Source organism: Arthrobacter sp. BF1 (genome assembly GCF_056680215.1).
The window spans coordinates 4,008,255-4,033,912 of record NZ_CM155271.1; the positions used below are offsets into that span (position 1 = coordinate 4,008,255).

The window sequence follows — 25,658 nt, forward strand, 5'->3', positions numbered from 1 at the left end:
CTGCACTCTCTCTGGTTCCACGTGGACTGGGTCAGGCTGTGACTGGGACGGCGTCCAGCGCGGAGGTCTCCGCTTCCGCCAGAGCCCGGTCCATGACTTCCTTCCAATACCCGTGCTGAATGGGGTAAAGCCCCTCGTCCTCGGTGCGCACCCCGGACGCGATGACCTTGGTCATGCCCAGCGCCCGAGCCTGCTCGTCGGGGCCTGCGATCTCATGGGTGGACCCGCGGGTCATGTCGTTCCAGGGCGCAGAGGTGGCCCAGTAGGTCTTGTTGCAGGACCGGAACTCCTCGAGGTCATCGGGAGTGGCCATGCCGGTGGCGTTGAAGAAGTCCTCGTACTGGCGGATCCGCTTGGACCGGTTCTCCTGCGATTCGCCCTTGGGTGCGATGCAGTAGATGGTCACCTCGGTCTGGTCCGCGGAGATGGGCCGGAAATGGCGGATCTGCGAGGAGAACTGGTCCATGATGTAGACATTCGGGTACAGGCAGAGGTTCCGCGAGATGTTGATCATGAAGTTGGCCATCTCCTCGCCATACTTCGCGACGAGCTCGTCGCGGCGGTCCCAGAGCGGGCGGTCCTGCGGGTTGGTCCATTCCTGCCACAGCAGCAGGTGTCCGTGGTCGTAGGAGTAGAAGCCGCCCTTGACCTTGCCCCACTTGCCGGCGTCCATGGCCTTGGTCTTGTTGGCGGAGTCCCCGGCGGTGCGGCGGGCCGTGGTGGCCGCATAGTTCCAGTGCACGGCGGTGACGTGGTATCCGTCTGCGCCGTTCTCGGCCTGCACCTTCCAGTTGCCGTCGTACGTGTACGTGGACGAGCCGCGCAGCACCTCGAGTCCCTCCGGGGACTGGTCCACGATCGAGTCGATCACCTTGGTGGCATCACCCAGGTGCTCTTCGAGCGGGAGCACGTCAGCCTTCAGGGAACCAAAGAGGAAGCCGCGGTAGGACTCGAAGCGGGCCACTTTGGTGAGGTCGTGCGAGCCTTCCTTGTTGAAGGTCTCCGGGTAGCCCGCATTTCGCGAGTCCTTGACCTTCAGCAGCTCACCGGAGTTTTTGAACGTCCAGCCGTGGAACGGGCAGGTGAACGTGGTGCGGTTGTCCGTCTTGCGGCGGCACAGCATGGCGCCCCGGTGTGAGCAGGCGTTGACGAGGCAGTTAAGGTTTTCGTCCTTGTCCCGGGTGATCATCACGGGCGTGCGGCCGATGTTGGTGGTGAAGTAGTCCCCCACGTTGGGGATCTGGGATTCGTGGGCGAGATAAACCCAGTTGCCTTCGAAGATGTGCTTCATCTCCAGTTCGAAGATCTCTTCGTCGGTGAAAATTTCGCGCTTGGCACGGATGACGCCGTTCTCACGGTCGTCGATCACGGCGTCGGCAAGGACCTCGCGGACATGGGCCAGGTTCTCGGTCATGGCGTGCTCCTTCATTGGAGGGTGCTGGACGGATGAGCGGGAGGTCCGGGCCAACCCGCGGTGCCCAGGGGGACGTTGTCACGTCAGTCTTCCGTACCGTGATCGCTCTCACATCAGGCAAACACCTAGGTTCGGCCAAGGGTGCCTTTATGTATGCTTCATGACAGAAAACAGGCCAAATCGATATTTGTAGCGTCCTTATTTCGCGCCTAGGATGAGACGGTCATCACGCGAACTGCGTCGCGACAGGTTCAGATCCTGCCCCTCCACCGGTTCGCACGGGTTCAGGAGCAGTTCCTGTCCCCTATTCAAAGAGGAGTATGGACATCACCATGACCGAGACCCAAGCAGACACCCGCAAAGAAGACGAGGGCACTGCAGTCGAAGCCGGCTCAAAGGCCACCGAACGCTTCGCCGCCTCTGGCAAGCTCGCCCGCCTGGATGTGCCGAAGGAAAGAGTGAGCCTGCTGGCGGGGGCACTCATCAAAGCCGCCAACGACATCGTCGTCGAGCACGAGGTCACCTACGAGGAATACAACGCACTCAAAGCGTGGCTCATCAAGGTAGGAACTGACGGGGAATGGCCGCTGTTCCTCGACGTGTGGCTGGAACACACCGTGGAGGACGTCAACTCCCAGGACCGCCCGGGCACCGTGGGCACCATCGAAGGGCCCTACTACGTGCCGGACTCCCCGGTGCTCCAGACCCCGGGCACCGTCGAAATGCGTGAGGACGAGGAGGGCACCCCGCTGCACTTCAGCGGCCGCTTCACGGATACGGACGGTAACCCGATCCAGAACGCCCAGGTGGAAATCTGGCACGCCGACAGCGCAGGGTTCTACTCCCAGTACGCACCGGGCCTGCCCGACTGGCTGTTCCGGGCCACGGTCAAGGCAGACGACGACGGCCGCTTCGAAATCAACACGATGCGCCCGGCGCCCTACCAGATTCCTACGGACGGCGCCTGCGGGCAGCTGATCGACGCCGCAGGCTGGCACGCCTGGCGTCCGGCGCACATCCACATCAAGGTCTCAGCGCCCGGCTTCCAGCCCGTAACCCAGCAGCTGTACTTCCCCGGCGACCCGCACAACGCCGACGACATCGCCTCGGCTGTCAAGCCCGAGCTCATGCTCGATCCCTCGACGCGCACCGACGGCGGGGCCGGCGAAGAAGTGGTCTACGACTACGTCCTCGCCAAAGAAGGCCAGCACAAGTAAAACAGCACCGCTCATCAGGTGCCGGCGCCTCGGCCCGGCACCGAAGGCGCCCCTGAGTGCAAACTCGGGGGCGCCTGTATTTTTTGCACCCGTTCCCAGGAGCCAGAATGCAGCCATCCCGTCAGGACCCGCCCGCCGTCCCCGAGACTGGACCCGTTGCGGCTCAGGCACCCCAGCCCCTGCTGGAACGCCCGGGTGTCCGCCCGGCAGGCGTGCGCCGGGTCTTCCGTGACCTGGGGCTGCCCTACGTTTCCAACGGGGTGATCGGCCTCATCTTCTCCGCCTCCGGCCCGATAGCCGTTACCCTGGCCGTGGGGGCGGCGGGAGGTCTCACCGAAGCCCAGCTCGCGTCCTGGGTGTTTGGCATCCTCTTTTCGGGCGGGGCAGCCACGTTGGTCATGTCCCTCCTTTATCGGCAGCCGCTCGGCTTCGCCTGGTCCATTCCCGGGACCGTGCTCCTGGGTCCGTCCCTGCAGCACCTGTCCTTTGCGGAAGTGGTGGGGGCCTTCTTCACGTCCGGAGTGCTCGTCCTCGCGCTGGGTGCCACCGGAGTGGTGCGGCGGATCATGGCAGTGGTTCCGATGCCCATTGTCATGTCCATGGTGGCCGCCGTCTTCCTAAAATTCGGCACGGACATCGTCTCCTCGACCCAGGCGAACCCCGTGGTGGCCGCCCCCATGGTGGTGGCATTCCTGGTCCTCACGGCGGTGCCCGCCCTTGGCCGGTTAATTCCGCCGGTGCTCGGCACCCTTGTGGTTGGGTGCCTCGCCGTTGCGGCAAGCGGCCAGTTCTCCTTCCATGGGGGCGGACCGATTCTGGCCACCCCGGTCTTCACCGTTCCTGAGTTCACGTGGGCTGCCCAGCTTGAACTCGTTGTTCCCCTGGCCCTCACTGTGCTGTTCGTCCAGAACGGCCAGGGCATCGCCGTTCTCCGTGCCGCCGGCCACAATCCGCCGGTCAACGTCTTCGCCATCGTTTCGGGCGCGTTTTCTTTGCTCAATGCAGGCTGCGGTGCTGTCTCTGCGTGCGTGACCGGCCCTACCAACGCCCTCATGACGTCATCCGGAACCAGGCAGCGCCAGTACACTGCTGCCGTGGTGTTCGGTGTCCTGGCCGTGGCCTGCGCCCTCCTGGCTCCCGCCCTCACCCGGCTCATGCTCGCCACACCCACCGAATTCATCCTTGCCCTGGGCGGCATTGCCATGCTGCGGGCTCTCCAGCAGGCCTTTGTGACGGCCTTCGCCACGACATTCACCCTGGGGTCCCTGGTGACGTTCGTGGTGACCATGTCCGGCATGAGCCTCTTCAACATCCATCCGGCGTTCTGGGGCCTGGTCATCGGCTACACGGTGTCCCGGGTGCTGGAGCACGCGGACCATGCCGGCCCTCACGCCAAGTTGAAAAGCGGCACGTCTGCACCCCCTGTGAAGGCATCCGCCAACTAAGCTAACGGCATGGCCAACAAAACCACTGCAGAAAAGCTTGCCACCATCCAGAAGGGCTACACGCTGGAAGGTGCCACCATCGAGCTGGGTGCCGCCATTGTGGACGGCGAGCTTCACAAGGAAGCCCAGGTCCGGCTGCCGCTGTCCATGATGAACAGGCATGGCCTGGTTGCCGGTGCCACCGGCACCGGCAAAACGGTCACGCTGCACATGATGGCGGAGCAACTGTCCGCGGCTGGCGTTCCCGTTTTCCTGGCGGACATCAAGGGCGACCTCTCCGGGCTGGCCACGGCCGCGGCCGGGAGCGAGAAACTGAAGGCACGCACTGACAGCATCGGCCAGGCCTGGGCCGGCAAGACCTACCCGGTGGAGTTCCTGGCCTTGGGCGGCGACGGCAACGGCATTCCGGTCCGCGCCACCATCACCTCGTTTGGCCCCATCCTGCTCTCCCGCGTGATGGAGCTCAACGACACCCAGGAATCCAGCCTGCAGCTGGTCTTCCACTTTGCGGACAAGAACAACCTTGAGCTGATCGATTTGAAGGACCTCCGCGCCGTCATCCAGTTCCTGACCTCGGACGAAGGCAAGGACGAGCTTGAGGAACTGGGCGGCCTGTCCAAAGCCACCGCCGGCGTCATCCTGCGCGAACTGGTGAACCTGGAGGCGCAGGGCCTGGAGAAGTTCTTCGGCGAGCCGGAGTTCGATACCGCCGAGCTGCTCCGGACGGCTCCGGACGGCCGCGGCGTGGTGACCTGTCTGGAACTCCCCACACTGCAGACCAAACCGATGCTGTTCTCGACGTTCCTGATGTGGCTGCTGGCTGACCTGTTCGAAGACCTGCCTGAGGCAGGCGACCTGGACAAGCCCAAGCTTGTGTTCTTCCTGGATGAGGCCCATCTGCTCTTCAACGGCGCTTCCAAGGCCTTCCTGAACGCCATCACCACCACCGTCCGGCTAATCCGCTCCAAGGGTGTGGGTATATTCTTCGTCACCCAGACCCCCAAGGACGTTCCCGCGGACGTCCTGGGCCAGCTGGCCAACCGCGTCCAGCATGCCCTCCGCGCGTTCACCCCGGAGGATGCCAAGGCCCTGAAAGCCACCGTTTCCACGTTCCCCGTCAGCGACTACGACCTCGAAGAGACCCTCACGTCTGCGGGGATCGGCGAGGCAGTCATCACGGTCATGAACGAAAAGGGTGCCCCGACGCCGGTTGCCCTCACCCGGCTTCGCGCCCCGGAGTCCGTCATGGGCCCCAGCGCGGACGACCTCATCGCGAGCACGGTGGCCGGGTCTGCGCTCCTCGCCAAGTACGGGACCGCCGTGGACAACATCTCCGCCTACGAAAAACTCACCGGCAAGGGCGCCGCGCCCACCGGCGCCGCGGCCCCGGGTGAGCCGCCCGCTCCCGCTGGCGCAGGGCAGGCCGATGGCGGCCAGACCGACGTCGACGCCGACGCCCGCCGGATCGAAGAGGAGATCCTGGGCCGGCCCAGCAGCCGCCCCGCTCCGGTCCCGGACCGCGCCCCGGAGCGGGCGCGGGCGCCGCGCGCCCCCGAACCGGCGGCACCGGCGGGCGGCGGGATCGCCGGCGAGCTGGCCGGAGCCCTCAGCGGAGCTCTGGGTGGCGGGCTCAAGAGCATGGTCCGGTCCATGGGCACGCAGCTCGGCCGCGAACTGCTCCGTGGCGTGTTCGGTACTTCGTCCCGGCGCCGCCGTTAGGCAACACCGGACGATGCCACCCGCTGTACCCCCGCCGTCGGCCATTAACAAAGCCGCCGTTCTCCGCCGCTACCGGCCGCCCCAGCTCCTGTGTTCAGCGGGCTTGCAGGTAACGTAAGGGGCGTGCAGATGAGTCAAGCGTTGGTGAGGATAGCGGCCGGATGGCTGCTAGGCCTCATGCTTGCCGTGGCTGCTTCCATTGTGGGCGTGAACGTGGTGAACAATACCGTGGCAAGCCCCCAGCAGCCGGTCCGCGAATACCTGGCCGCGCTGCAGGAGGGCGACGGCGGCAAGGCCCTTGGGCTGCTGCGGGCCACTGTGCCGCCCGGCAACGCCGCCATGCTTGACGGGACCGCCCTGAAGACGGCTGCCTCACGCCTGGCGAACGTCACCATCGGCGAACCTGAAGAGCGCTCCGGCAACCAGGTCATGGTGCCGGTCCAGTACACGATCGACGGCAGCCGCCTGCGTACCGACTTCCTGCTGGAGCAGACCGGCACGGAATGGCTGTTCTTTAAGACCTGGGCCTTTGTGCCATCGCGGCTGCCCACGTTGGGCATCACGGTGGTGAACGCCAGCGAAGCCAACGTCAACGGTGTGCCCGTGAACATGCCGGGCGGCCGGAACACCTTTGCCGTTTTCTACCCTGGCGAATACGAGGCCTCCCTCAACGGTGAGTACTTTGCCGCCCCGGCCACCCGCGCCACCATCACCTCCCGCGATGCTCCGGTGGCCCCGCTGAACCTCCTGACCGAGGCCACCGACCAGCTGCGGAAGGACGTGGGCCAGCGAGTGCAGGAGTTCCTCGACGGCTGTGCCGCCGAGGCCGTGAAACAGCAGCGGCTGCAGCCCGACTGCCCGTTCTATTTCTCCAGCACCAACAACGTGGACGATGGCACCATCAAATGGACCATCACGGAGTACCCGGAAATCTCCATCGAACCCTTCGGCGGCCGCTGGGTGGTTGCCCCCCTGGATGGCAAAGCCAAGGTGGAGGCTGTCCAGCAGAGCTCCTTCACCGGCGCCTGGTTCCCGCTAAGCGAAGAGGTGGACTTCAGCTTCACCACCCGCCTGGACGTCGAGGGCGACACCATCAAGGTCACCCCGCTCCTGAGCTACTAGGGGCCGCACACAAAAGGCTGCCTCCCGTGACGCAATGTCCCGGGAGGCAGCCTTTTCGGTAAGTACGACGGCGGTGGTCAGTCCATGCCGCGCAGGTCCAGGACCAGCTCGGTGTCGCCGTCGTCCGTGAGCAGGACGGGGATGCCCCAGTCCTGCTGATACAGGTGGCAGGCCGCGTGGTCCGGAATCTCGCCGTCCTCGTTTTCGGGGCCGTCGCAGGCCGCGGCGCGGGCGGTGATGTGCAGGACGCCTTCCGGAATTCCCGGGGCCAGCTCCAGCGTCCGGAGCAGACCCACAGAGGTGCCTCCGCCGGCCACCAACAGCTCCGGCGGCGTGGAGGAAATTTTCAACTGGGTGGGGTCTCCCCAACGGTCATCGAGCTTCTGGCCCGTGGGCGCGGTGAAACGCACGGTGAGGTCCAACAGGCCGGGAGCCACCGGGCTCTTGGGCCGCTGGGTCTGCGAAGCGCCCTCATCCACCTGCTGCGCCTCCTTGGGGATCGGCACGTACACCAGCTGGTGTTTGTTGGCCTCAACCACCACCAGGAGCGGTTCAGAGCCGGCCGCCTGTGTGTGGTCCACAATCACGTCGGAGGGTTCGGAGAGGCCCCGCGCGAGCGTGGAGACCTTTCCTGCTGCGGGGTCGTAGCGGCGCACGGCACCGTTGTACGTGTCCGCGATGGCCACCGAGCCGTCCGGCAGGACAGTGACGCCCAGGGGATGCTGCAGCCTCGCCTCGGCCGCGTCACCGTCCCGGAAGCCGAAGTCGAACAGACCCTTGCCGACGGCGGTTTCCACGGTGACCGTGCCGTCGTCAGCGATTGCCAGTTTGCGGAGGGCAGACGTTTCGGAGTCCGCCACCCAGATGTTCCCGTCGGCGTCCTCGGCAAGGCCGGACGGCTGGGCGAACCATGCCTCGTGGGCTTTGCCGTCCAGGAGCCCTTCCAGTCCGTTGCCGGCCACGATGGCCACAGCGCCGGTCAGCGGGTCGAAGCTGAAGATCTGGTGGGTGCCCGCCATGGCCACCACCACGGCCTTGAGCTTGGTGGACCAGACAACGTCCCACGGCGAGCTGAGCGAGACCTCGAGCGGGTGCCCGCTGAGCTGGCCGGTGAAGCCTGCGGCGTCTTCGTCCACGCGCGCAGGACCCGTCTCCAGCAGACGCTGAACGCCGTTGCCGGCGAGTGTCGTGGCTGTTCCGTCGGAGAGCGATAGCCCGCGCAGGCGGTGGTTCACTGAGTCGGCAATCACGACGTCGTATCCAGCCTTCGCTGCCACGTCTTCCGGAAGCAGCACAAGGCCCTGCGGCTCGTTGAACTGGGCGGTCGGTGTGACGGAATCGGCGTCCGCGGCGGGGCCGTCGGCGTACCCCTTGGTGCCCGAGCCGTAGGTGCGCAGCACCGTCTGGAAGTCGGTGCCCAGCTCCACGAGACGGTGGTGACCGGTATCGGTCACGAGCCAGGTGCCGGCGTCGGACGTCCCGGCGTCGGAGGTGTCTTCGTCGGAAGTGTTTGCGGCGGAAGTGCCCCGCCCGGCGGGGAGGAAGAGTGCCTTGCCGGGGAAACGCAGAGTGCCGGAGGTGGCTTCCGGTGCCACGTAGGGGCCGGAGCCGCGGTGCAGCGTGCCCTTGGCCTCGTGCTCGGCGATCAGTTCAGGAATGAGCACGGCGAGGCCGTCGGCGTGGCCTTCGCCGGACAGGTGGGCCACAATGTACCCCTCCGGGTCGATGACCACCAGGGTGGGCCAGGCACGGGCGGTGTAGGCCTTCCAGGTGTCCAGCTCAGGATCGTCCAGGACGGGGTGGTGGATCTCGTAGCGCTCAACCGCGGCGGCAAGGGCTACCGGATCTGCCTCGTGCTCGAACTTGGGCGAGTGCACACCCACGGTAACGAGGACGTCGGAGTACTTCGCTTCGAGCGGGCGCAGCTCATCGAGGACGTGCAGGCAGTTGATGCAGCAGAACGTCCAGAAGTCGAGGAGCACGATCTTGCCGCGCAGGGCTTCGAGGTCCAGCGACTTCCCGCCGGTGTTGAGCCAGTTACGGCCCACCAGTTCGGAGGCGCGGACCCGGAGTTGGGTGCGTACGGTTTCGCTCATCAGCGTCCTTCCAGCTTGTTGCGTTCAGCCAATCTGGCGTCGCGTTCGGCCAATTTGGCAAACATATCGTTGTAAGCGGTGAGATCGGCGTCGTTATTCCTGTCCGCTGCCCGATCGGTGCGGCGCGTCTCCCGTTCATCGGAGCGGGACCACATGATGGCGACGCCGATAGCCACCAGCAGGGTGGGGACTTCGCCGATGCCCCACGTCACGGCACCGCCCAGCTGCTGGTCCAGGAGGGCGGACGGTCCCCAGGGGCGCCCGAGGTTGCCGAAGTAGTCCGCAGCCAACAGGCTGGTGCCGCCCATGATCGTGACGCCGAAGAAGGCGTGGAAGGCCATGGTGGCCAGCAGGAGCAGCAGTCGCATGGGGTAGGGCGCGCGGCGGGGCAACGGATCCGTGCCGATCATGCTCAGCACGAAGATGTAGCCGGTAAGCAGGAAGTGCAGGTTCATCAGCTCGTGGCCCACATGGTCCCGCATCGCATAGCCGAAGGCGTCCGAGAAGTAGAACAGCACAATGGAACCCGCGAAGTTTGCTGCTGCAAACAGGGGGTGCGTTACCAACTGCGAGAACTTGGAGTGGACAAAGACCAGCACCCACTCGCGCAGTCCCCTGGAGCCGTCGGCACGGGCCGGGAGGGCCCGCAGCGCCAGGGTCACCGGGGCACCCAGCACCAGGAAGAGCGGTGCCACCATGGTCAGCGCCATATGGCCCATCATGTGGGCGGAGAACAGCACCATGCCGTAGACCGTCGGCGGCCCGGAGGTGATGTAGGTCAGCACCAGGAGGCCGACCACCCAGTTCACGGAGCGGAACCACTGCCACTTGTCCCCGCGCCGGAGGACCTTGACCACGCCGAGGAAGTAGGCGACCAACGCGAACAGCACCACGGCCACCCAGAGCCAGTCGAGGCGCCACTCCGTCAGCCAGCGCTCCGGGGTCAGTTCGGGCGGCAACTCGTAGCCGGTGAGGATGAATGCCGGCGATGCGTCAGGCGCGAAGGTGGTGGGCTCGGGCGGCGCCGAACGGCTCAGTGCGACGGCGACACCCGAGGTGGCACCCATGATCAGGAGTTCCGCAATGACCAGCTGCCACAGCACGCGGCGCGAGGACAGTGCTGAGCCTTTACGGCCCAGCTGCGGGATAACCCACTGCCGGTGCATGAACCCAATACCGCCGAGGACCACGGTTGCCGACGCCTTGGCCAGGATGAGCTGGCCGTAGGGAGATCCGAAGAGGTCGTTCCAGTTGGTGACGCGGATGCTTGCGTTGATGACGCCTGAGGCAAAAACCAGTGCAAAGGCAAAACCGGCCAGGGCCGAAAACCGCCGCAGGGTCGGCTCGGTGATGTCTGTGCCCGTGCCCGGCTTCGGTCCCGTCAGGATGCCGGACAGCAGCGCCAGCAGGATGATGCCGCCTACCCAGACACTGACCCCCACCAGGTGCAGGCCCAGGGAGTTGACGGCCGCGGAGTGGTCCGACGAACTCGACGAGTGTCCGATCAGCGCTGCCGGAACCAGGCCGGCCAGCGCCAGGACCAGCGTGAGCGCGAGACCGCCGAGGGATCTGACGCCGAACAGTGCGGTGGTCACCACGGCCCCGATGATGGTTACGGCCAGCCACGCCCGGCCGGTGTCGATATCCGTCATAAAGTACACGAGGGCGCGGGTGAACTCCGCGTCCCCGGAAAGCCCCTGGCCCGCGACATCTGAGTACGTCAGGACCAGCACGGCAATCGCTGACAGCGTCCAGACGGCACCGGCTGCGGCGGCGACGGCCAGGGCCCTTGCAAACGCCGGGTGCTCGGGGGCATCCGCATCGTTGGTCCGGGACCGTGGACCGGAGGTCCTGGGCAGGATGCCGACGGCGAAGATCAACCCGCCGATGACCGTTGCCAGGGACACGTTGTGGATGGCCTTGCTGATGGGCAGTCCCCAGCGGGCCAGCGCCCCGGGGTCGGAGACCACACGGGCTGCTGCGGCCCCGGAGAAAAGGAGTGCTGCAACGAGTCCCAGGAGCAGGGCTGCAAGCCCCAGAAGCTGCCAGGGCCGGGAAACCCCCACAGTACGGGAACCCAGCGTCGTAGCGCCCCTGCGAGGGGCCGGTTGGGGTGCTGTGGGTCGGGACTTTGCTGCAGAAGGCACCTATCCATTGTCTGCTACCCGCGCCTAGGCGGCGAATCGGCCTCTGCGGGAAAACAGCAAAGGAGCGGCAACCCGAAGGTTGCCGCTCCCTGAGCTGGTGCTGAAGAAGACTACTTCTTCTTGGCGACCGCAGCCTTCAGCTTGGAGCCGGCGGTCAGCTTGACGCTGTGGCCTGCTGCGATCTGGATGGTCTCGCCCGTCTGCGGGTTGCGGCCGGTGCGTGCTGCACGGTCGGTGCGCTCAACTGCAAGCCAGCCCGGGATGGTGATCTTCTCGCCGGCGGCGACGGACGTCTCGAAAACCTCGAACAGTGCATCGAGGACGGAGTTGACGGCTGCCTGGCTGGTGCCGGCCTTGCCTGCTACCTCTGAAACAAGTTCACTACGGTTCTTAGCCATTGATGTCCTCCTGGACGGTCACGATTTCTGGAGCCTGAACGCGGCATGCGTGCAAGCCACTGTTCGAAAACTTACCAGCTTGGGCCCGCGAGGTCCGCAAATTCCGCGTGTTTCCGCGACTTTTTGACTTAAATCACCGGTTTTTTGGGCTTTTCCGGGGGAATTGCGCCCACAGCGGACGCTCTCTCACTAGATGCGGGTTTCCGGGGATCGCTCTCGCAGTTGGTGCGCGTTCGACGGCGGTCCATGCCGCGGGTGCCGGGGGCCCGGGTCGCGTACGGGGGCCTGTGTGGCTTGCTCCCAATGCTCTCTCAGTTGATGTGGGTTTTCCCCGGATGCTCTCGCAGTTGCTGCGGGGTCTGAGTGGTGGCCTGGGTTTCGTGGGTGGGGGGTTAAATGCGGGAGAGCCTCCGGACTGTGTCTGGAGGCTCTCGACCGTTTAATGGTGTTCCGGCGGTGACCTACTCTCCCACACCCTCCCGGGTGCAGTACCATCGGCGCTGTGGGTCTTAGCTTCCGGGTTCGGAATGGGACCGGGCGTTTCCCCCACGCTATGACCGCCGTAACCTTGTGTCCGCACCCTGCCGGCGTGTGGGCCGTGGGTGGGAAATCTGTGGCTACAACATTGTGGTGTTGTTATTGTGTTGTGTTTTTTGTTCCTCAAGCAACGGGTTTGTTGTTTGGGAACCACATAGTGGACGCAAGCAGTCTTGTTTCTTTTTACTCTCTTCATTGGTGTGAACCCCTTTTGAAACGGGTTCACGAAGAGAGTGTGTGGTGTAAGTTATCGGCCTATTAGTACCGGTCAGCTTCACGAGTCGTTAGTCCTCGCTTCCACATCCGGCCTATCAACCCAGTGGTCTGGCTGGGGGCCTCTCACACACAAGGTGTATGGAAATCTCATCTCGAAGCGAGCTTCCCGCTTAGATGCTTTCAGCGGTTATCCCATCCGAACGTAGCTAATCAGCGGTGCACTTGGCAGTACAACTGACACACCAGAGGTTCGTCCGTCCCGGTCCTCTCGTACTAAGGACAGCCCTTCTCAAATTTCCTGCGCGCGCAGCGGATAGGGACCGAACTGTCTCACGACGTTCTAAACCCAGCTCGCGTACCGCTTTAATGGGCGAACAGCCCAACCCTTGGGACCTACTCCAGCCCCAGGATGCGACGAGCCGACATCGAGGTGCCAAACCATGCCGTCGATATGGACTCTTGGGCAAGATCAGCCTGTTATCCCCGAGGTACCTTTTATCCGTTGAGCGACGGCCATTCCACAATGTACCGCCGGATCACTAGTCCCGACTTTCGTCCCTGCTCGAGATGTCTCTCTCACAGTCAAGCTCCCTTGTGCACTTACACTCGACACCTGATTGCCAACCAGGCTGAGGGAACCTTTGGGCGCCTCCGTTACTTTTTAGGAGGCAACCGCCCCAGTTAAACTACCCATCAGGCACTGTCCCTGACCCGGATTACGGGCCGAAGTTAGATGTCCAAAGTGACCAGAGTGGTATTTCAACGATGACTCCACCCGAACTGGCGTCCGGGCTTCAACGTCTCCCACCTATCCTACACAAGCCACTCCGAACACCAATACCAAACTATAGTAAAGGTCTCGGGGTCTTTCCGTCCTGCTGCGCGTAACGAGCATCTTTACTCGTACTGCAATTTCGCCGAGTTTATGGTTGAGACAGCGGGGAAGTCGTTACTCCATTCGTGCAGGTCGGAACTTACCCGACAAGGAATTTCGCTACCTTAGGATGGTTATAGTTACCACCGCCGTTTACTGGGGCTTAAATTCTCAGCTTCGCCCGTAAGGGCTAACCGGTCCTCTTAACCTTCCAGCACCGGGCAGGAGTCAGTCCGTATACATCGTCTTGCGACTTCGCACGGACCTGTGTTTTTAGTAAACAGTCGCTTCCCCCTGGTCTCTGCGGCCCCGATCCCCTCCCACCAGCGTGTGGTGTTCAAGGTTGGGGCCCCCCTTCTCCCGAAGTTACGGGGGCATTTTGCCGAGTTCCTTAACCATAATTCTCTCGATCGCCTTAGTATTCTCTACCTGATCACCTGTGTCGGTTTGGGGTACGGGCGGCTAAAACCTCGCGTCGATGCTTTTCTCGGCAGCATAGGATCACCAAATCCCCCCTTACGGGGGTCCCATCAGATCTCAGGCATCATGAACAGCGGATTTGCCTACCGTTCGCCCTACATCCTTAGACCGGGACAACCATCGCCCGGCTCGGCTACCTTCCTGCGTCACACCTGTTAATACGCTTGCCTCCCAGGATCAGGTCCCGCGCTCCACCAAAACCCGCACACCACAAGGGTGATTGGGCAGGTCTCGGGCGGTTAGTATCCCCTGTTCAACATGGACGGTTTTTCGCCGGTACGGGAATATCAACCCGTTGTCCATCGACTACGCCTGTCGGCCTCGCCTTAGGTCCCGACTTACCCAGGGCAGATTAGCTTGACCCTGGAACCCTTGATCATTCGGCGGACGGGTTTCTCACCCGTCTTTCGCTACTCATGCCTGCATTCTCACTCGTGTAGGCTCCACCGCTGGTTTACACCGCGACTTCACTGCCCACACGACGCTCCCCTACCACTCCAAACGCCTGAACCAACCCAACAAGTGAGCGGCTTGGCAAAAATTTGAAATCCACAACTTCGGCGGTGTACTTGAGCCCCGCTACATTGTCGGCGCGGAATCACTTGACCAGTGAGCTATTACGCACTCTTTTAAGGATGGCTGCTTCTAAGCCAACCTCCTGGTTGTCTTCGCAACTCCACATCCTTTCCCACTTAGCACACGCTTAGGGGCCTTAGTTGGTGGTCTGGGCTGTTTCCCTCTCGACTATGAAGCTTATCCCCCACAGTCTCACTGCTGCGCTCTCACTTACCGGCATTCGGAGTTTGGCTGACGTCAGTAACCTTGTAGGGCCCATTAGCCATCCAGTAGCTCTACCTCCGGTAAGAAACACGCAACGCTGCACCTAAATGCATTTCGGGGAGAACCAGCTATCACGAAGTTTGATTGGCCTTTCACCCCTACCCACAGCTCATCCCCTCCATTTTCAACTGAAGTGGGTTCGGTCCTCCACGACGTCTTACCGTCGCTTCAACCTGGCCATGGGTAGATCACTTCGCTTCGGGTCTAGATCACGCCACTGCAACGCCCTATTCAGACTCGCTTTCGCTACGGCTTCCCCACACGGGTTAACCTCGCGACGTAACACTAACTCGCAGGCTCATTCTTCAAAAGGCACGCCGTCACACCCATACAGCAAGCTGCAGATGCTCCGACGGATTGTAAGCACACGGTTTCAGGTACTGTTTCACTCCCCTCCCGGGGTACTTTTCACCTTTCCCTCACGGTACTGGTCCGCTATCGGTCATTAGGGAGTATTTAGGCTTATCAGGTGGTCCTGACAGATTCGCACGGGATTTCTCGGGCCCCGTGCTACTTGGGATACTCTCACAGGCGGCACAAAACATTTCGGTTACGGGGCTCACACCCTCTCTGGCCGGCCTTTCAAGACCGTTCACCTATGCCTGCACATCACACCCCACCAATCCGGCAGAACTGGTATGGAAAGTCCCACAACCCCGACCATGCAACGCCCGCCGGCTATCACACATGGAACGGTTTAGCCTGATCCGCGTTCGCTCGCCACTACTAACGGAATCACTATTGTTTTCTCTTCCTGCGGGTACTGAGATGTTTCACTTCCCCGCGTTCCCTCCACGCACCCTATGTGTTCAGATGCGGGTCACCAGGCAGATCGCTCCCCTGGCGGGGTTTCCCCATTCGGACACCCTGGGATCACAGTCCGGTTATCGACTCCCCCAGGCTTATCGCAGATTCCTACGTCCTTCTTCGGCTCCTAATGCCAAGGCATCCACCGTGTGCTCTTAAAAACTTGACCACAAAAGATCAATTCAGAAATTTTCGAGAGAACCACAGAAACCACTGCTCCATCCCGAAAGACAGAACAACAGATCCAGGTTCATATTCTTGGAAATTGCTTCTTATAAAAGATGCTCGCGTCCACTATGTAGTTCTCAAACAACAACCCCAAACCACACACCCCACACACACCCGCCCCCGCAAAGAGACAAGCAACCGTGTGATCGGTGCAGCCAGGAAACCAGAAACAAACAAGTACCAGGACAAGAACACACCACAGCCCGTAAGCCACAACGCATCCCACCCGGCCCTGTTGCCTCAGGACCCAACAGTGTGCCAAACACTACCCAGCGATAGAACACCGGCGAACGTTCCAGAACCACACCCCCCGAAGGGAACCATGATTCGTACTAGCCGCCGGCATGTGCCGCCAGGCACCTATTTGCTGATATTCCACCCGTGAGCACCCGCCGCAGAACTTGCGTCTGCGCAACGGGCGTACTCCTGACAACACCACCACACAGACATAACGCCTGGCAGGGTTGTTGTAGGTGCTCCTTAGAAAGGAGGTGATCCAGCCGCACCTTCCGGTACGGCTACCTTGTTACGACTTAGTCCCAATCGCCAGTCCCACCTTCGACAGCTCCCTCCCCATAAAGGGGTTAGGCCACCGGCTTCGGGTGTTACCAACTTTCGTGACTTGACGGGCGGTGTGTACAAGGCCCGGGAACGTATTCACCGCAGCGTTGCTGATCTGCGATTACTAGCGACTCCGACTTCATGGGGTCGAGTTGCAGACCCCAATCCGAACTGAGACCGGCTTTTTGGGATTAGCTCCACCTCACAGTATCGCAACCCTTTGTACCGGCCATTGTAGCATGCGTGAAGCCCAAGACATAAGGGGCATGATGATTTGACGTCGTCCCCACCTTCCTCCGAGTTGACCCCGGCAGTCTCCTATGAGTCCCCGCCATAACGCGCTGGCAACATAGAACGAGGGTTGCGCTCGTTGCGGGACTTAACCCAACATCTCACGACACGAGCTGACGACAACCATGCACCACCTGTGAACCGACCGCAAGCGGGGCACCTGTTTCCAGGTATTTCCAGTCCATGTCAAGCCTTGGTAAGGTTCTTCGCGTTGCATCGAATTAATCCGCATGCTCCGCCGCTTGTGCGGGCCCCCGTCAATTCCTTTGAGTTTTAGCCTTGCGGCCGTACTCCCCAGGCGGGGCACTTAATGCGTTAGCTACGGCGCGGAAAACGTGGAATGTCCCCCACACCTAGTGCCCAACGTTTACGGCATGGACTACCAGGGTATCTAATCCTGTTCGCTCCCCATGCTTTCGCTCCTCAGCGTCAGTTAATGCCCAGAGACCTGCCTTCGCCATCGGTGTTCCTCCTGATATCTGCGCATTTCACCGCTACACCAGGAATTCCAGTCTCCCCTACATCACTCTAGTCTGCCCGTACCCACCGCAGATCCGGAGTTGAGCCCCGGACTTTCACGGCAGACGCGACAAACCGCCTACGAGCTCTTTACGCCCAATAATTCCGGATAACGCTTGCGCCCTACGTATTACCGCGGCTGCTGGCACGTAGTTAGCCGGCGCTTCTTCTGCAGGTACCGTCACTTTCGCTTCTTCCCTACTGAAAGAGGTTTACAACCCGAAGGCCGTCATCCCTCACGCGGCGTCGCTGCATCAGGCTTTCGCCCATTGTGCAATATTCCCCACTGCTGCCTCCCGTAGGAGTCTGGGCCGTGTCTCAGTCCCAGTGTGGCCGGTCACCCTCTCAGGCCGGCTACCCGTCGTCGCCTTGGTGAGCCATTACCTCACCAACAAGCTGATAGGCCGCGAGTCCATCCAAAACCACAAAAGCTTTCCACCCCCCACCATGCGATGAGGAGTCATATCCGGTATTAGACCCAGTTTCCCAGGCTTATCCCAGAGTCAAGGGCAGGTTACTCACGTGTTACTCACCCGTTCGCCACTAATCCCCCCACAAGTGAGGTTCATCGTTCGACTTGCATGTGTTAAGCACGCCGCCAGCGTTCATCCTGAGCCAGGATCAAACTCTCCGTTGAAGTAAAACAAAAACGAACACAACACGGAACCACGGAAATAACGCGGAAACCGCACTGCAAAATTTGAAACCAGCTGTAAAAACCAGACCACACCACAGGGGCGGCACGATCCAGTCAATTCAACCAATTAATAATAAATTGGTATCAACAAACTTGGCACACTATTGAGTTCTCAAACAACAGACACACCCGGCACCACCACCAGCACTAAACAACCGTGGATCGCTCCGGAGCAACTTTTCAAACTTACCCGGTTTCAAGAAGCTTTGCAAATCAGCGTTTCCGCGATTTCCAGCTCCGGCGAACCGGCCCCACCCGTACCAGGCACACAAGAAAGTGTGCCATTTTCAGGCTGTTGAAGAAGGGGGTTTGTCGCTATTTTTCCGCATCAGCGGCGGCGACTCAGAAAACAATACACGCCCCAGACCCCCACCGCAAATCGACCCCCATCACCCTCGTTCTCCCGCAAAAAACACCGGAATCACGGGGAATCTATGGCCCCCGGAAGATGACAGACCGCCCCGGCAGCCCAACCTCCCCCCTGTTCACTGGATCACACCCAGCCACGAGGCCAGGACCACCGCTGCGCCTGGCCTCGTGTGAATCCCGCCGGGTCGGAGTCGACGCGCCTGAACAACGCCGCCACCGAGGGACCGCCGGGGTGGATCGCGATATGGCTCAGGCAGCAAGTCATTGGCCTTCCGGCAACAAAGAACTGGACCATAGGCGCGTCTCATTGGCGGAGCACTACATGCCGGAGTTCCTCGTCGACGCGGGCGCCCCGCGGTCTCGATAATGATGCTTGCGTCGAGCCATCGGGAGCATCAGCAGGACACAGCTTCGATTCCGCCGGCACGAAATTGCAGGCAGCGGTACCCGTAGGACGCCCCCGATCGCAGCACGGCGGTAAGGGGCAGGTTGCCTTTCGAACCGGGACGCCAGGGCCGGCGTGCCAAAAGCAGTTGCCGGTGGAGAACAGGTGCAGCAGAGGCCCACCGGCATGGGTTGACGGGCAGGCCAGCGAGGTCCCACTGGCCGCGGCCGTCGCCCATGAGCTGCTGCACGAGGGCCATTATGGACGGACGCCACGCACAATGTACCTGGCTGACGATGCCCTCGTCAGCTTGCCGGGTCGTACTGAAACTGCCGGACTTCTTGCGAGCAGCGGCACGCGATGGCGATCTTCGCGGCCCACTCGATCGCCGCCTCGCGCGAGGGAAGCTCGAGAACGGTGTAGCCACCGTTGGGCACCTTGTGGCCGGGGTACGTCCCTCTGGTGACGGTGCCGTCACCGGCCACCAGCACTGGCGCGACGTCCTCATCGATGCCGCCGCCAAAGACGTACACGCCTGCCGCCTTGGCCTCGTCGATGACGGCGTGCGAGGTTTCGACCACTGCATGGAAGTCCTCCTTGGGGAACACCATGGCCTCACCAGGGAAAGAGATCAGGTACTTCGTCATTTGAGGACTCCTCTACTCCGGCGGCGGCATCCGTCGGCTTTTCCTGCGGCACCGTTCTGCTGCCCAGCCCGATTATGGCCCCGGCTCCCGGCCTATGGTCAAGGCCATGCGTTGAAACTGAACTGCGAAACCTGGCCGAGCAGTGCCGTCCGACGAGCGTCATCGGCACTTCCCCACGACCGCCTTCGCCTGAGCTGAGCCGACGGCGTTCCATCGGCTCCTGCATTATCTTGCGGTACTGGCGGGTCCGGTTCGTCGAGCCAGGGCGGCCGAGCAGCCGATGGTGCCGACGTTACGGGCCCAAGGGTCTAGCGTGAAGTCCGAGCGGCCCCGGTGCTGCCCCACAAACCGCTGGGCCGGCGCTCCACGAATCCTCGAGGTCGCCATCCGCCGGCAATGCTGTGGTCGACTTGGGGCGTTGGGGAGCCAAGACGCCAGCTTTGCGGCCGAAGCACGAGCAAAGCGGTCGCGGCGTACGCTTCTGGAATTGGCTCTGAGCAGGAATGTCTGGAGGCGGGCGCCAAGATCGCAGCGGCGACGCCATCCGCGTTGATGACGAATTTCACAGGCCGGTTGGCCTGGCCGTGGGTACGGTCTATCTGTTCCCGCCACGTGCCGCGCCCGTCCGTGGGATGCTCTTGCAGTTGATGTGGGTTTTCCCCGGATGCTCTCGCAGTTGCTGCGGGGTCTGAGTGGTGGCCTGGGTTTCGTGGGTGGGGGGTTAAATGCGGGAGAGCCTCCGGACTGTGTCTGGAGGCTCTCGACCGTTTAATGGTGTTCCGGCGGTGACCTACTCTCCCACACCCTCCCGGGTGCAGTACCATCGGCGCTGTGGGTCTTAGCTTCCGGGTTCGGAATGGGACCGGGCGTTTCCCCCACGCTATGACCGCCGTAACCTTGTGTCCGCACCCTGCCGGCGTGTGGGCCGTGGGTGGGAAATCTGTGGCTACAACATTGTGGTGTTGTTATTGTGTTGTGTTTTTTGTTCCTCAAGCAACGGGTTTGTTGTTTGGGAACCACATAGTGGACGCAAGCAGTCTTGTTTCTTTTTACTCTCTTCATTGGTGTGAACCCCTTTTGAAACGGGTTCACGAAGAGAGTGTGTGGTGTAAGTTATCGGCCTATTAGTACCGGTCAGCTTCACGAGTCGTTAGTCCTCGCTTCCACATCCGGCCTATCAACCCAGTGGTCTGGCTGGGGGCCTCTCACACACAAGGTGTATGGAAATCTCATCTCGAAGCGAGCTTCCCGCTTAGATGCTTTCAGCGGTTATCCCATCCGAACGTAGCTAATCAGCGGTGCACTTGGCAGTACAACTGACACACCAGAGGTTCGTCCGTCCCGGTCCTCTCGTACTAAGGACAGCCCTTCTCAAATTTCCTGCGCGCGCAGCGGATAGGGACCGAACTGTCTCACGACGTTCTAAACCCAGCTCGCGTACCGCTTTAATGGGCGAACAGCCCAACCCTTGGGACCTACTCCAGCCCCAGGATGCGACGAGCCGACATCGAGGTGCCAAACCATGCCGTCGATATGGACTCTTGGGCAAGATCAGCCTGTTATCCCCGAGGTACCTTTTATCCGTTGAGCGACGGCCATTCCACAATGTACCGCCGGATCACTAGTCCCGACTTTCGTCCCTGCTCGAGATGTCTCTCTCACAGTCAAGCTCCCTTGTGCACTTACACTCGACACCTGATTGCCAACCAGGCTGAGGGAACCTTTGGGCGCCTCCGTTACTTTTTAGGAGGCAACCGCCCCAGTTAAACTACCCATCAGGCACTGTCCCTGACCCGGATTACGGGCCGAAGTTAGATGTCCAAAGTGACCAGAGTGGTATTTCAACGATGACTCCACCCGAACTGGCGTCCGGGCTTCAACGTCTCCCACCTATCCTACACAAGCCACTCCGAACACCAATACCAAACTATAGTAAAGGTCTCGGGGTCTTTCCGTCCTGCTGCGCGTAACGAGCATCTTTACTCGTACTGCAATTTCGCCGAGTTTATGGTTGAGACAGCGGGGAAGTCGTTACTCCATTCGTGCAGGTCGGAACTTACCCGACAAGGAATTTCGCTACCTTAGGATGGTTATAGTTACCACCGCCGTTTACTGGGGCTTAAATTCTCAGCTTCGCCCGTAAGGGCTAACCGGTCCTCTTAACCTTCCAGCACCGGGCAGGAGTCAGTCCGTATACATCGTCTTGCGACTTCGCACGGACCTGTGTTTTTAGTAAACAGTCGCTTCCCCCTGGTCTCTGCGGCCCCGATCCCCTCCCACCAGCACGTGGTGTTCAAGGTTGGGGCCCCCCTTCTCCCGAAGTTACGGGGGCATTTTGCCGAGTTCCTTAACCATAATTCTCTCGATCGCCTTAGTATTCTCTACCTGATCACCTGTGTCGGTTTGGGGTACGGGCGGCTAAAACCTCGCGTCGATGCTTTTCTCGGCAGCATAGGATCACCAAATCCCCCCTTACGGGGGTCCCATCAGATCTCAGGCATCATGAACAGCGGATTTGCCTACCGTTCGCCCTACATCCTTAGACCGGGACAACCATCGCCCGGCTCGGCTACCTTCCTGCGTCACACCTGTTAATACGCTTGCCTCCCAGGATCAGGTCCCGCGCTCCACCAAAACCCGCACACCACAAGGGTGATTGGGCAGGTCTCGGGCGGTTAGTATCCCCTGTTCAACATGGACGGTTTTTCGCCGGTACGGGAATATCAACCCGTTGTCCATCGACTACGCCTGTCGGCCTCGCCTTAGGTCCCGACTTACCCAGGGCAGATTAGCTTGACCCTGGAACCCTTGATCATTCGGCGGACGGGTTTCTCACCCGTCTTTCGCTACTCATGCCTGCATTCTCACTCGTGTAGGCTCCACCGCTGGTTTACACCGCGACTTCACTGCCCACACGACGCTCCCCTACCACTCCAAACGCCTGAACCAACCCAACAAGTGAGCGGCTTGGCAAAAATTTGAAATCCACAACTTCGGCGGTGTACTTGAGCCCCGCTACATTGTCGGCGCGGAATCACTTGACCAGTGAGCTATTACGCACTCTTTTAAGGATGGCTGCTTCTAAGCCAACCTCCTGGTTGTCTTCGCAACTCCACATCCTTTCCCACTTAGCACACGCTTAGGGGCCTTAGTTGGTGGTCTGGGCTGTTTCCCTCTCGACTATGAAGCTTATCCCCCACAGTCTCACTGCTGCGCTCTCACTTACCGGCATTCGGAGTTTGGCTGACGTCAGTAACCTTGTAGGGCCCATTAGCCATCCAGTAGCTCTACCTCCGGTAAGAAACACGCAACGCTGCACCTAAATGCATTTCGGGGAGAACCAGCTATCACGAAGTTTGATTGGCCTTTCACCCCTACCCACAGCTCATCCCCTCCATTTTCAACTGAAGTGGGTTCGGTCCTCCACGACGTCTTACCGTCGCTTCAACCTGGCCATGGGTAGATCACTTCGCTTCGGGTCTAGATCACGCCACTGCAACGCCCTATTCAGACTCGCTTTCGCTACGGCTTCCCCACACGGGTTAACCTCGCGACGTAACACTAACTCGCAGGCTCATTCTTCAAAAGGCACGCCGTCACACCCATACAGCAAGCTGCAGATGCTCCGACGGATTGTAAGCACACGGTTTCAGGTACTGTTTCACTCCCCTCCCGGGGTACTTTTCACCTTTCCCTCACGGTACTGGTCCGCTATCGGTCATTAGGGAGTATTTAGGCTTATCAGGTGGTCCTGACAGATTCGCACGGGATTTCTCGGGCCCCGTGCTACTTGGGATACTCTCACAGGCGGCACAAAACATTTCGGTTACGGGGCTCACACCCTCTCTGGCCGGCCTTTCAAGACCGTTCACCTATGCCTGCACATCACACCCCACCAATCCGGCAGAACTGGTATGGAAAGTCCCACAACCCCGACCATGCAACGCCCGCCGGCTATCACACATGGAACGGTTTAGCCTGATCCGCGTTCGCTCGCCACTACTAACGGAATCACTATTGTTTTCTCTTCCTGCGGGTACTGAGATGTTTCACTTCCCCGCGTTCCCTCCACGCACCCTATGTGTTCAGATGCGGGTCACCAGGCAGATCGCTCCCCTGGCGGGGTTTCCCCATTCGGACACCCTGGGATCACAGTCCGGTTATCGACTCCCCCAGGCTTATCGCAGATTCCTACGTCCTTCTTCGGCTCCTAATGCCAAGGCATCCACCGTGTGCTCTTAAAAACTTGACCACAAAAGATCAATTCAGAAATTTTCGAGAGAACCACAGAAACCACTGCTCCATCCCGAAAGACAGAACAACAGATCCAGGTTCATATTCTTGGAAATTGCTTCTTATAAAAGATGCTCGCGTCCACTATGTAGTTCTCAAACAACAACCCCAAACCACACACCCCACACACACCCGCCCCCGCAAAGAGACAAGCAACCGTGTGATCGGTGCAGCCAGGAAACCAGAAACAAACAAGTACCAGGACAAGAACACACCACAGCCCGTAAGCCACAACGCATCCCACCCGGCCCTGTTGCCTCAGGACCCAACAGTGTGCCAAACACTACCCAGCGATAGAACACCGGCGAACGTTCCAGAACCACACCCCCCGAAGGGAACCATGATTCGTACTAGCCGCCGGCATGTGCCGCCAGGCACCTATTTGCTGATATTCCACCCGTGAGCACCCGCCGCAGAACTTGCGTCTGCGCAACGGGCGTACTCCTGACAACACCACCACACAGACATAACGCCTGGCAGGGTTGTTGTAGGTGCTCCTTAGAAAGGAGGTGATCCAGCCGCACCTTCCGGTACGGCTACCTTGTTACGACTTAGTCCCAATCGCCAGTCCCACCTTCGACAGCTCCCTCCCCATAAAGGGGTTAGGCCACCGGCTTCGGGTGTTACCAACTTTCGTGACTTGACGGGCGGTGTGTACAAGGCCCGGGAACGTATTCACCGCAGCGTTGCTGATCTGCGATTACTAGCGACTCCGACTTCATGGGGTCGAGTTGCAGACCCCAATCCGAACTGAGACCGGCTTTTTGGGATTAGCTCCACCTCACAGTATCGCAACCCTTTGTACCGGCCATTGTAGCATGCGTGAAGCCCAAGACATAAGGGGCATGATGATTTGACGTCGTCCCCACCTTCCTCCGAGTTGACCCCGGCAGTCTCCTATGAGTCCCCGCCATAACGCGCTGGCAACATAGAACGAGGGTTGCGCTCGTTGCGGGACTTAACCCAACATCTCACGACACGAGCTGACGACAACCATGCACCACCTGTGAACCGACCGCAAGCGGGGCACCTGTTTCCAGGTATTTCCAGTCCATGTCAAGCCTTGGTAAGGTTCTTCGCGTTGCATCGAATTAATCCGCATGCTCCGCCGCTTGTGCGGGCCCCCGTCAATTCCTTTGAGTTTTAGCCTTGCGGCCGTACTCCCCAGGCGGGGCACTTAATGCGTTAGCTACGGCGCGGAAAACGTGGAATGTCCCCCACACCTAGTGCCCAACGTTTACGGCATGGACTACCAGGGTATCTAATCCTGTTCGCTCCCCATGCTTTCGCTCCTCAGCGTCAGTTAATGCCCAGAGACCTGCCTTCGCCATCGGTGTTCCTCCTGATATCTGCGCATTTCACCGCTACACCAGGAATTCCAGTCTCCCCTACATCACTCTAGTCTGCCCGTACCCACCGCAGATCCGGAGTTGAGCCCCGGACTTTCACGGCAGACGCGACAAACCGCCTACGAGCTCTTTACGCCCAATAATTCCGGATAACGCTTGCGCCCTACGTATTACCGCGGCTGCTGGCACGTAGTTAGCCGGCGCTTCTTCTGCAGGTACCGTCACTTTCGCTTCTTCCCTACTGAAAGAGGTTTACAACCCGAAGGCCGTCATCCCTCACGCGGCGTCGCTGCATCAGGCTTTCGCCCATTGTGCAATATTCCCCACTGCTGCCTCCCGTAGGAGTCTGGGCCGTGTCTCAGTCCCAGTGTGGCCGGTCACCCTCTCAGGCCGGCTACCCGTCGTCGCCTTGGTGAGCCATTACCTCACCAACAAGCTGATAGGCCGCGAGTCCATCCAAAACCACAAAAGCTTTCCACCCCCCACCATGCGATGAGGAGTCATATCCGGTATTAGACCCAGTTTCCCAGGCTTATCCCAGAGTCAAGGGCAGGTTACTCACGTGTTACTCACCCGTTCGCCACTAATCCCCCCACAAGTGAGGTTCATCGTTCGACTTGCATGTGTTAAGCACGCCGCCAGCGTTCATCCTGAGCCAGGATCAAACTCTCCGTTGAAGTAAAACAAAAACGAACACAACACGGAACCACGGAAATAACGCGGAAACCGCACTGCAAAATTTGAAACCAGCTGTAAAAACCAGACCACACCACAGGGGCGGCACGATCCAGTCAATTCAACCAATTAATAATAAATTGGTATCAACAAACTTGGCACACTATTGAGTTCTCAAACAACAGACACACCCGGCACCACCACCAGCACTAAACAACCGTGGATCGCTCCGGAGCAACTTTTCAAAGTTACCCGGTTTCCCGCCCCGACGCAAATCCATCTTCCAGGACCCGCACCAGCAGAAAACACCATCCCCCACCACAAATCGGCGC

Annotated in this window: 9 protein-coding genes and 6 rRNA genes; 4 read left to right on the forward strand and 11 right to left on the reverse strand. The window is 60.7% G+C overall.

Annotation, left to right across the window (positions count from 1 at the left end):
• Positions 1 to 31 precede the first annotated feature (31 nt).
• On the reverse strand, positions 32 to 1,414 hold the full coding sequence (gene benA / locus AC1MCD_RS18835; RefSeq protein ID WP_498674200.1) for a benzoate 1,2-dioxygenase large subunit: 1,383 nt from the start codon (positions 1,412 to 1,414) through the stop codon (positions 32 to 34).
• Between the two features lie 320 nt (positions 1,415 to 1,734).
• On the opposite strand from benA, the gene catA reads away from it, so the two are divergent.
• The 4 genes from catA (at position 1,735) to AC1MCD_RS18855 (ending at position 6,917) form a co-directional block, all read left to right on the forward strand.
• Positions 1,735 to 2,631, forward strand: a complete 897-nt coding sequence (gene catA, locus AC1MCD_RS18840; RefSeq protein WP_498674202.1) for a catechol 1,2-dioxygenase — start codon at positions 1,735 to 1,737, stop codon at positions 2,629 to 2,631.
• 107 nt (positions 2,632 to 2,738) lie between these two features.
• Positions 2,739 to 4,076, forward strand: a complete 1,338-nt coding sequence (locus AC1MCD_RS18845) for a benzoate/H(+) symporter BenE family transporter (RefSeq protein WP_498674204.1) — start codon at positions 2,739 to 2,741, stop codon at positions 4,074 to 4,076.
• A gap of 9 nt (positions 4,077 to 4,085) precedes the next feature.
• The gene (locus AC1MCD_RS18850; protein ID WP_498674206.1) at positions 4,086 to 5,795 is read left to right on the forward strand and encodes a helicase HerA-like domain-containing protein; all 1,710 of its coding nucleotides are present in this window, start codon (positions 4,086 to 4,088) and stop codon (positions 5,793 to 5,795) included.
• Between the two features lie 129 nt (positions 5,796 to 5,924).
• On the forward strand, positions 5,925 to 6,917 hold the full coding sequence (locus AC1MCD_RS18855) for a hypothetical protein (protein ID WP_498674208.1): 993 nt from the start codon (positions 5,925 to 5,927) through the stop codon (positions 6,915 to 6,917).
• Positions 6,918 to 6,994: 77 nt separating this feature from the next.
• On the opposite strand, the gene AC1MCD_RS18860 is transcribed toward AC1MCD_RS18855, so the two are convergent.
• The 10 genes from AC1MCD_RS18860 to AC1MCD_RS18905 all read right to left on the reverse strand — a co-directional run bounded on the left by AC1MCD_RS18860 (position 6,995) and on the right by AC1MCD_RS18905 (position 25,328).
• The gene (locus tag AC1MCD_RS18860; protein WP_498674210.1) at positions 6,995 to 9,013 is read right to left on the reverse strand and encodes an NHL domain-containing thioredoxin family protein; all 2,019 of its coding nucleotides are present in this window, start codon (positions 9,011 to 9,013) and stop codon (positions 6,995 to 6,997) included.
• The gene (locus tag AC1MCD_RS18865; protein ID WP_498674212.1) at positions 9,013 to 11,160 is read right to left on the reverse strand and encodes a bifunctional copper resistance protein CopD/cytochrome c oxidase assembly protein; all 2,148 of its coding nucleotides are present in this window, start codon (positions 11,158 to 11,160) and stop codon (positions 9,013 to 9,015) included. The genes AC1MCD_RS18860 and AC1MCD_RS18865 overlap by 1 nt, the downstream gene beginning before the upstream one ends.
• 110 nt (positions 11,161 to 11,270) lie before the next feature.
• The gene (locus tag AC1MCD_RS18870; RefSeq protein WP_056341443.1) at positions 11,271 to 11,558 is read right to left on the reverse strand and encodes an HU family DNA-binding protein; all 288 of its coding nucleotides are present in this window, start codon (positions 11,556 to 11,558) and stop codon (positions 11,271 to 11,273) included.
• A 448-nt stretch (positions 11,559 to 12,006) separates the two neighbouring features.
• Positions 12,007 to 12,123 (reverse strand): 5S ribosomal RNA (gene rrf, locus AC1MCD_RS18875).
• A 209-nt stretch (positions 12,124 to 12,332) separates the two neighbouring features.
• Positions 12,333 to 15,481, reverse strand: a 23S ribosomal RNA gene (locus tag AC1MCD_RS18880).
• Positions 15,482 to 16,024: 543 nt separating this feature from the next.
• A 16S ribosomal RNA gene (locus tag AC1MCD_RS18885) occupies positions 16,025 to 17,548 on the reverse strand.
• Together the 16S, 23S and 5S rRNA genes form the textbook arrangement of a ribosomal RNA operon.
• A gap of 1,119 nt (positions 17,549 to 18,667) precedes the next feature.
• The gene (locus tag AC1MCD_RS18890; RefSeq protein WP_498674215.1) at positions 18,668 to 19,009 is read right to left on the reverse strand and encodes a YciI family protein; all 342 of its coding nucleotides are present in this window, start codon (positions 19,007 to 19,009) and stop codon (positions 18,668 to 18,670) included.
• A gap of 777 nt (positions 19,010 to 19,786) precedes the next feature.
• A 5S ribosomal RNA gene (rrf, locus tag AC1MCD_RS18895) occupies positions 19,787 to 19,903 on the reverse strand.
• Between the two features lie 209 nt (positions 19,904 to 20,112).
• Positions 20,113 to 23,261, reverse strand: a 23S ribosomal RNA gene (locus AC1MCD_RS18900).
• Positions 23,262 to 23,804: 543 nt separating this feature from the next.
• Positions 23,805 to 25,328, reverse strand: a 16S ribosomal RNA gene (locus AC1MCD_RS18905).
• Positions 25,329 to 25,658: the final 330 nt, after the last annotated feature.

Excerpts from the sequence above, each read along its gene's own strand:
- catA (WP_498674202.1), top strand. The coding sequence starts at position 1,735 with ATGGACATCACCATGACCGAGACCCAAGCAGACACCCGCAAAGAAGAC.
- AC1MCD_RS18845 (WP_498674204.1), top strand. The coding sequence starts at position 2,739 with ATGCAGCCATCCCGTCAGGACCCGCCCGCCGTCCCCGAGACTGGACCC.
- benA (WP_498674200.1), bottom strand. The coding sequence starts at position 1,414 with ATGACCGAGAACCTGGCCCATGTCCGCGAGGTCCTTGCCGACGCCGTG.
- AC1MCD_RS18855 (WP_498674208.1), top strand. The coding sequence starts at position 5,925 with ATGAGTCAAGCGTTGGTGAGGATAGCGGCCGGATGGCTGCTAGGCCTC.
- AC1MCD_RS18890 (WP_498674215.1), bottom strand. The coding sequence starts at position 19,009 with ATGACGAAGTACCTGATCTCTTTCCCTGGTGAGGCCATGGTGTTCCCC.
- AC1MCD_RS18860 (WP_498674210.1), bottom strand. The coding sequence starts at position 9,013 with ATGAGCGAAACCGTACGCACCCAACTCCGGGTCCGCGCCTCCGAACTG.
- AC1MCD_RS18870 (WP_056341443.1), bottom strand. The coding sequence starts at position 11,558 with ATGGCTAAGAACCGTAGTGAACTTGTTTCAGAGGTAGCAGGCAAGGCC.
- AC1MCD_RS18850 (WP_498674206.1), top strand. The coding sequence starts at position 4,086 with ATGGCCAACAAAACCACTGCAGAAAAGCTTGCCACCATCCAGAAGGGC.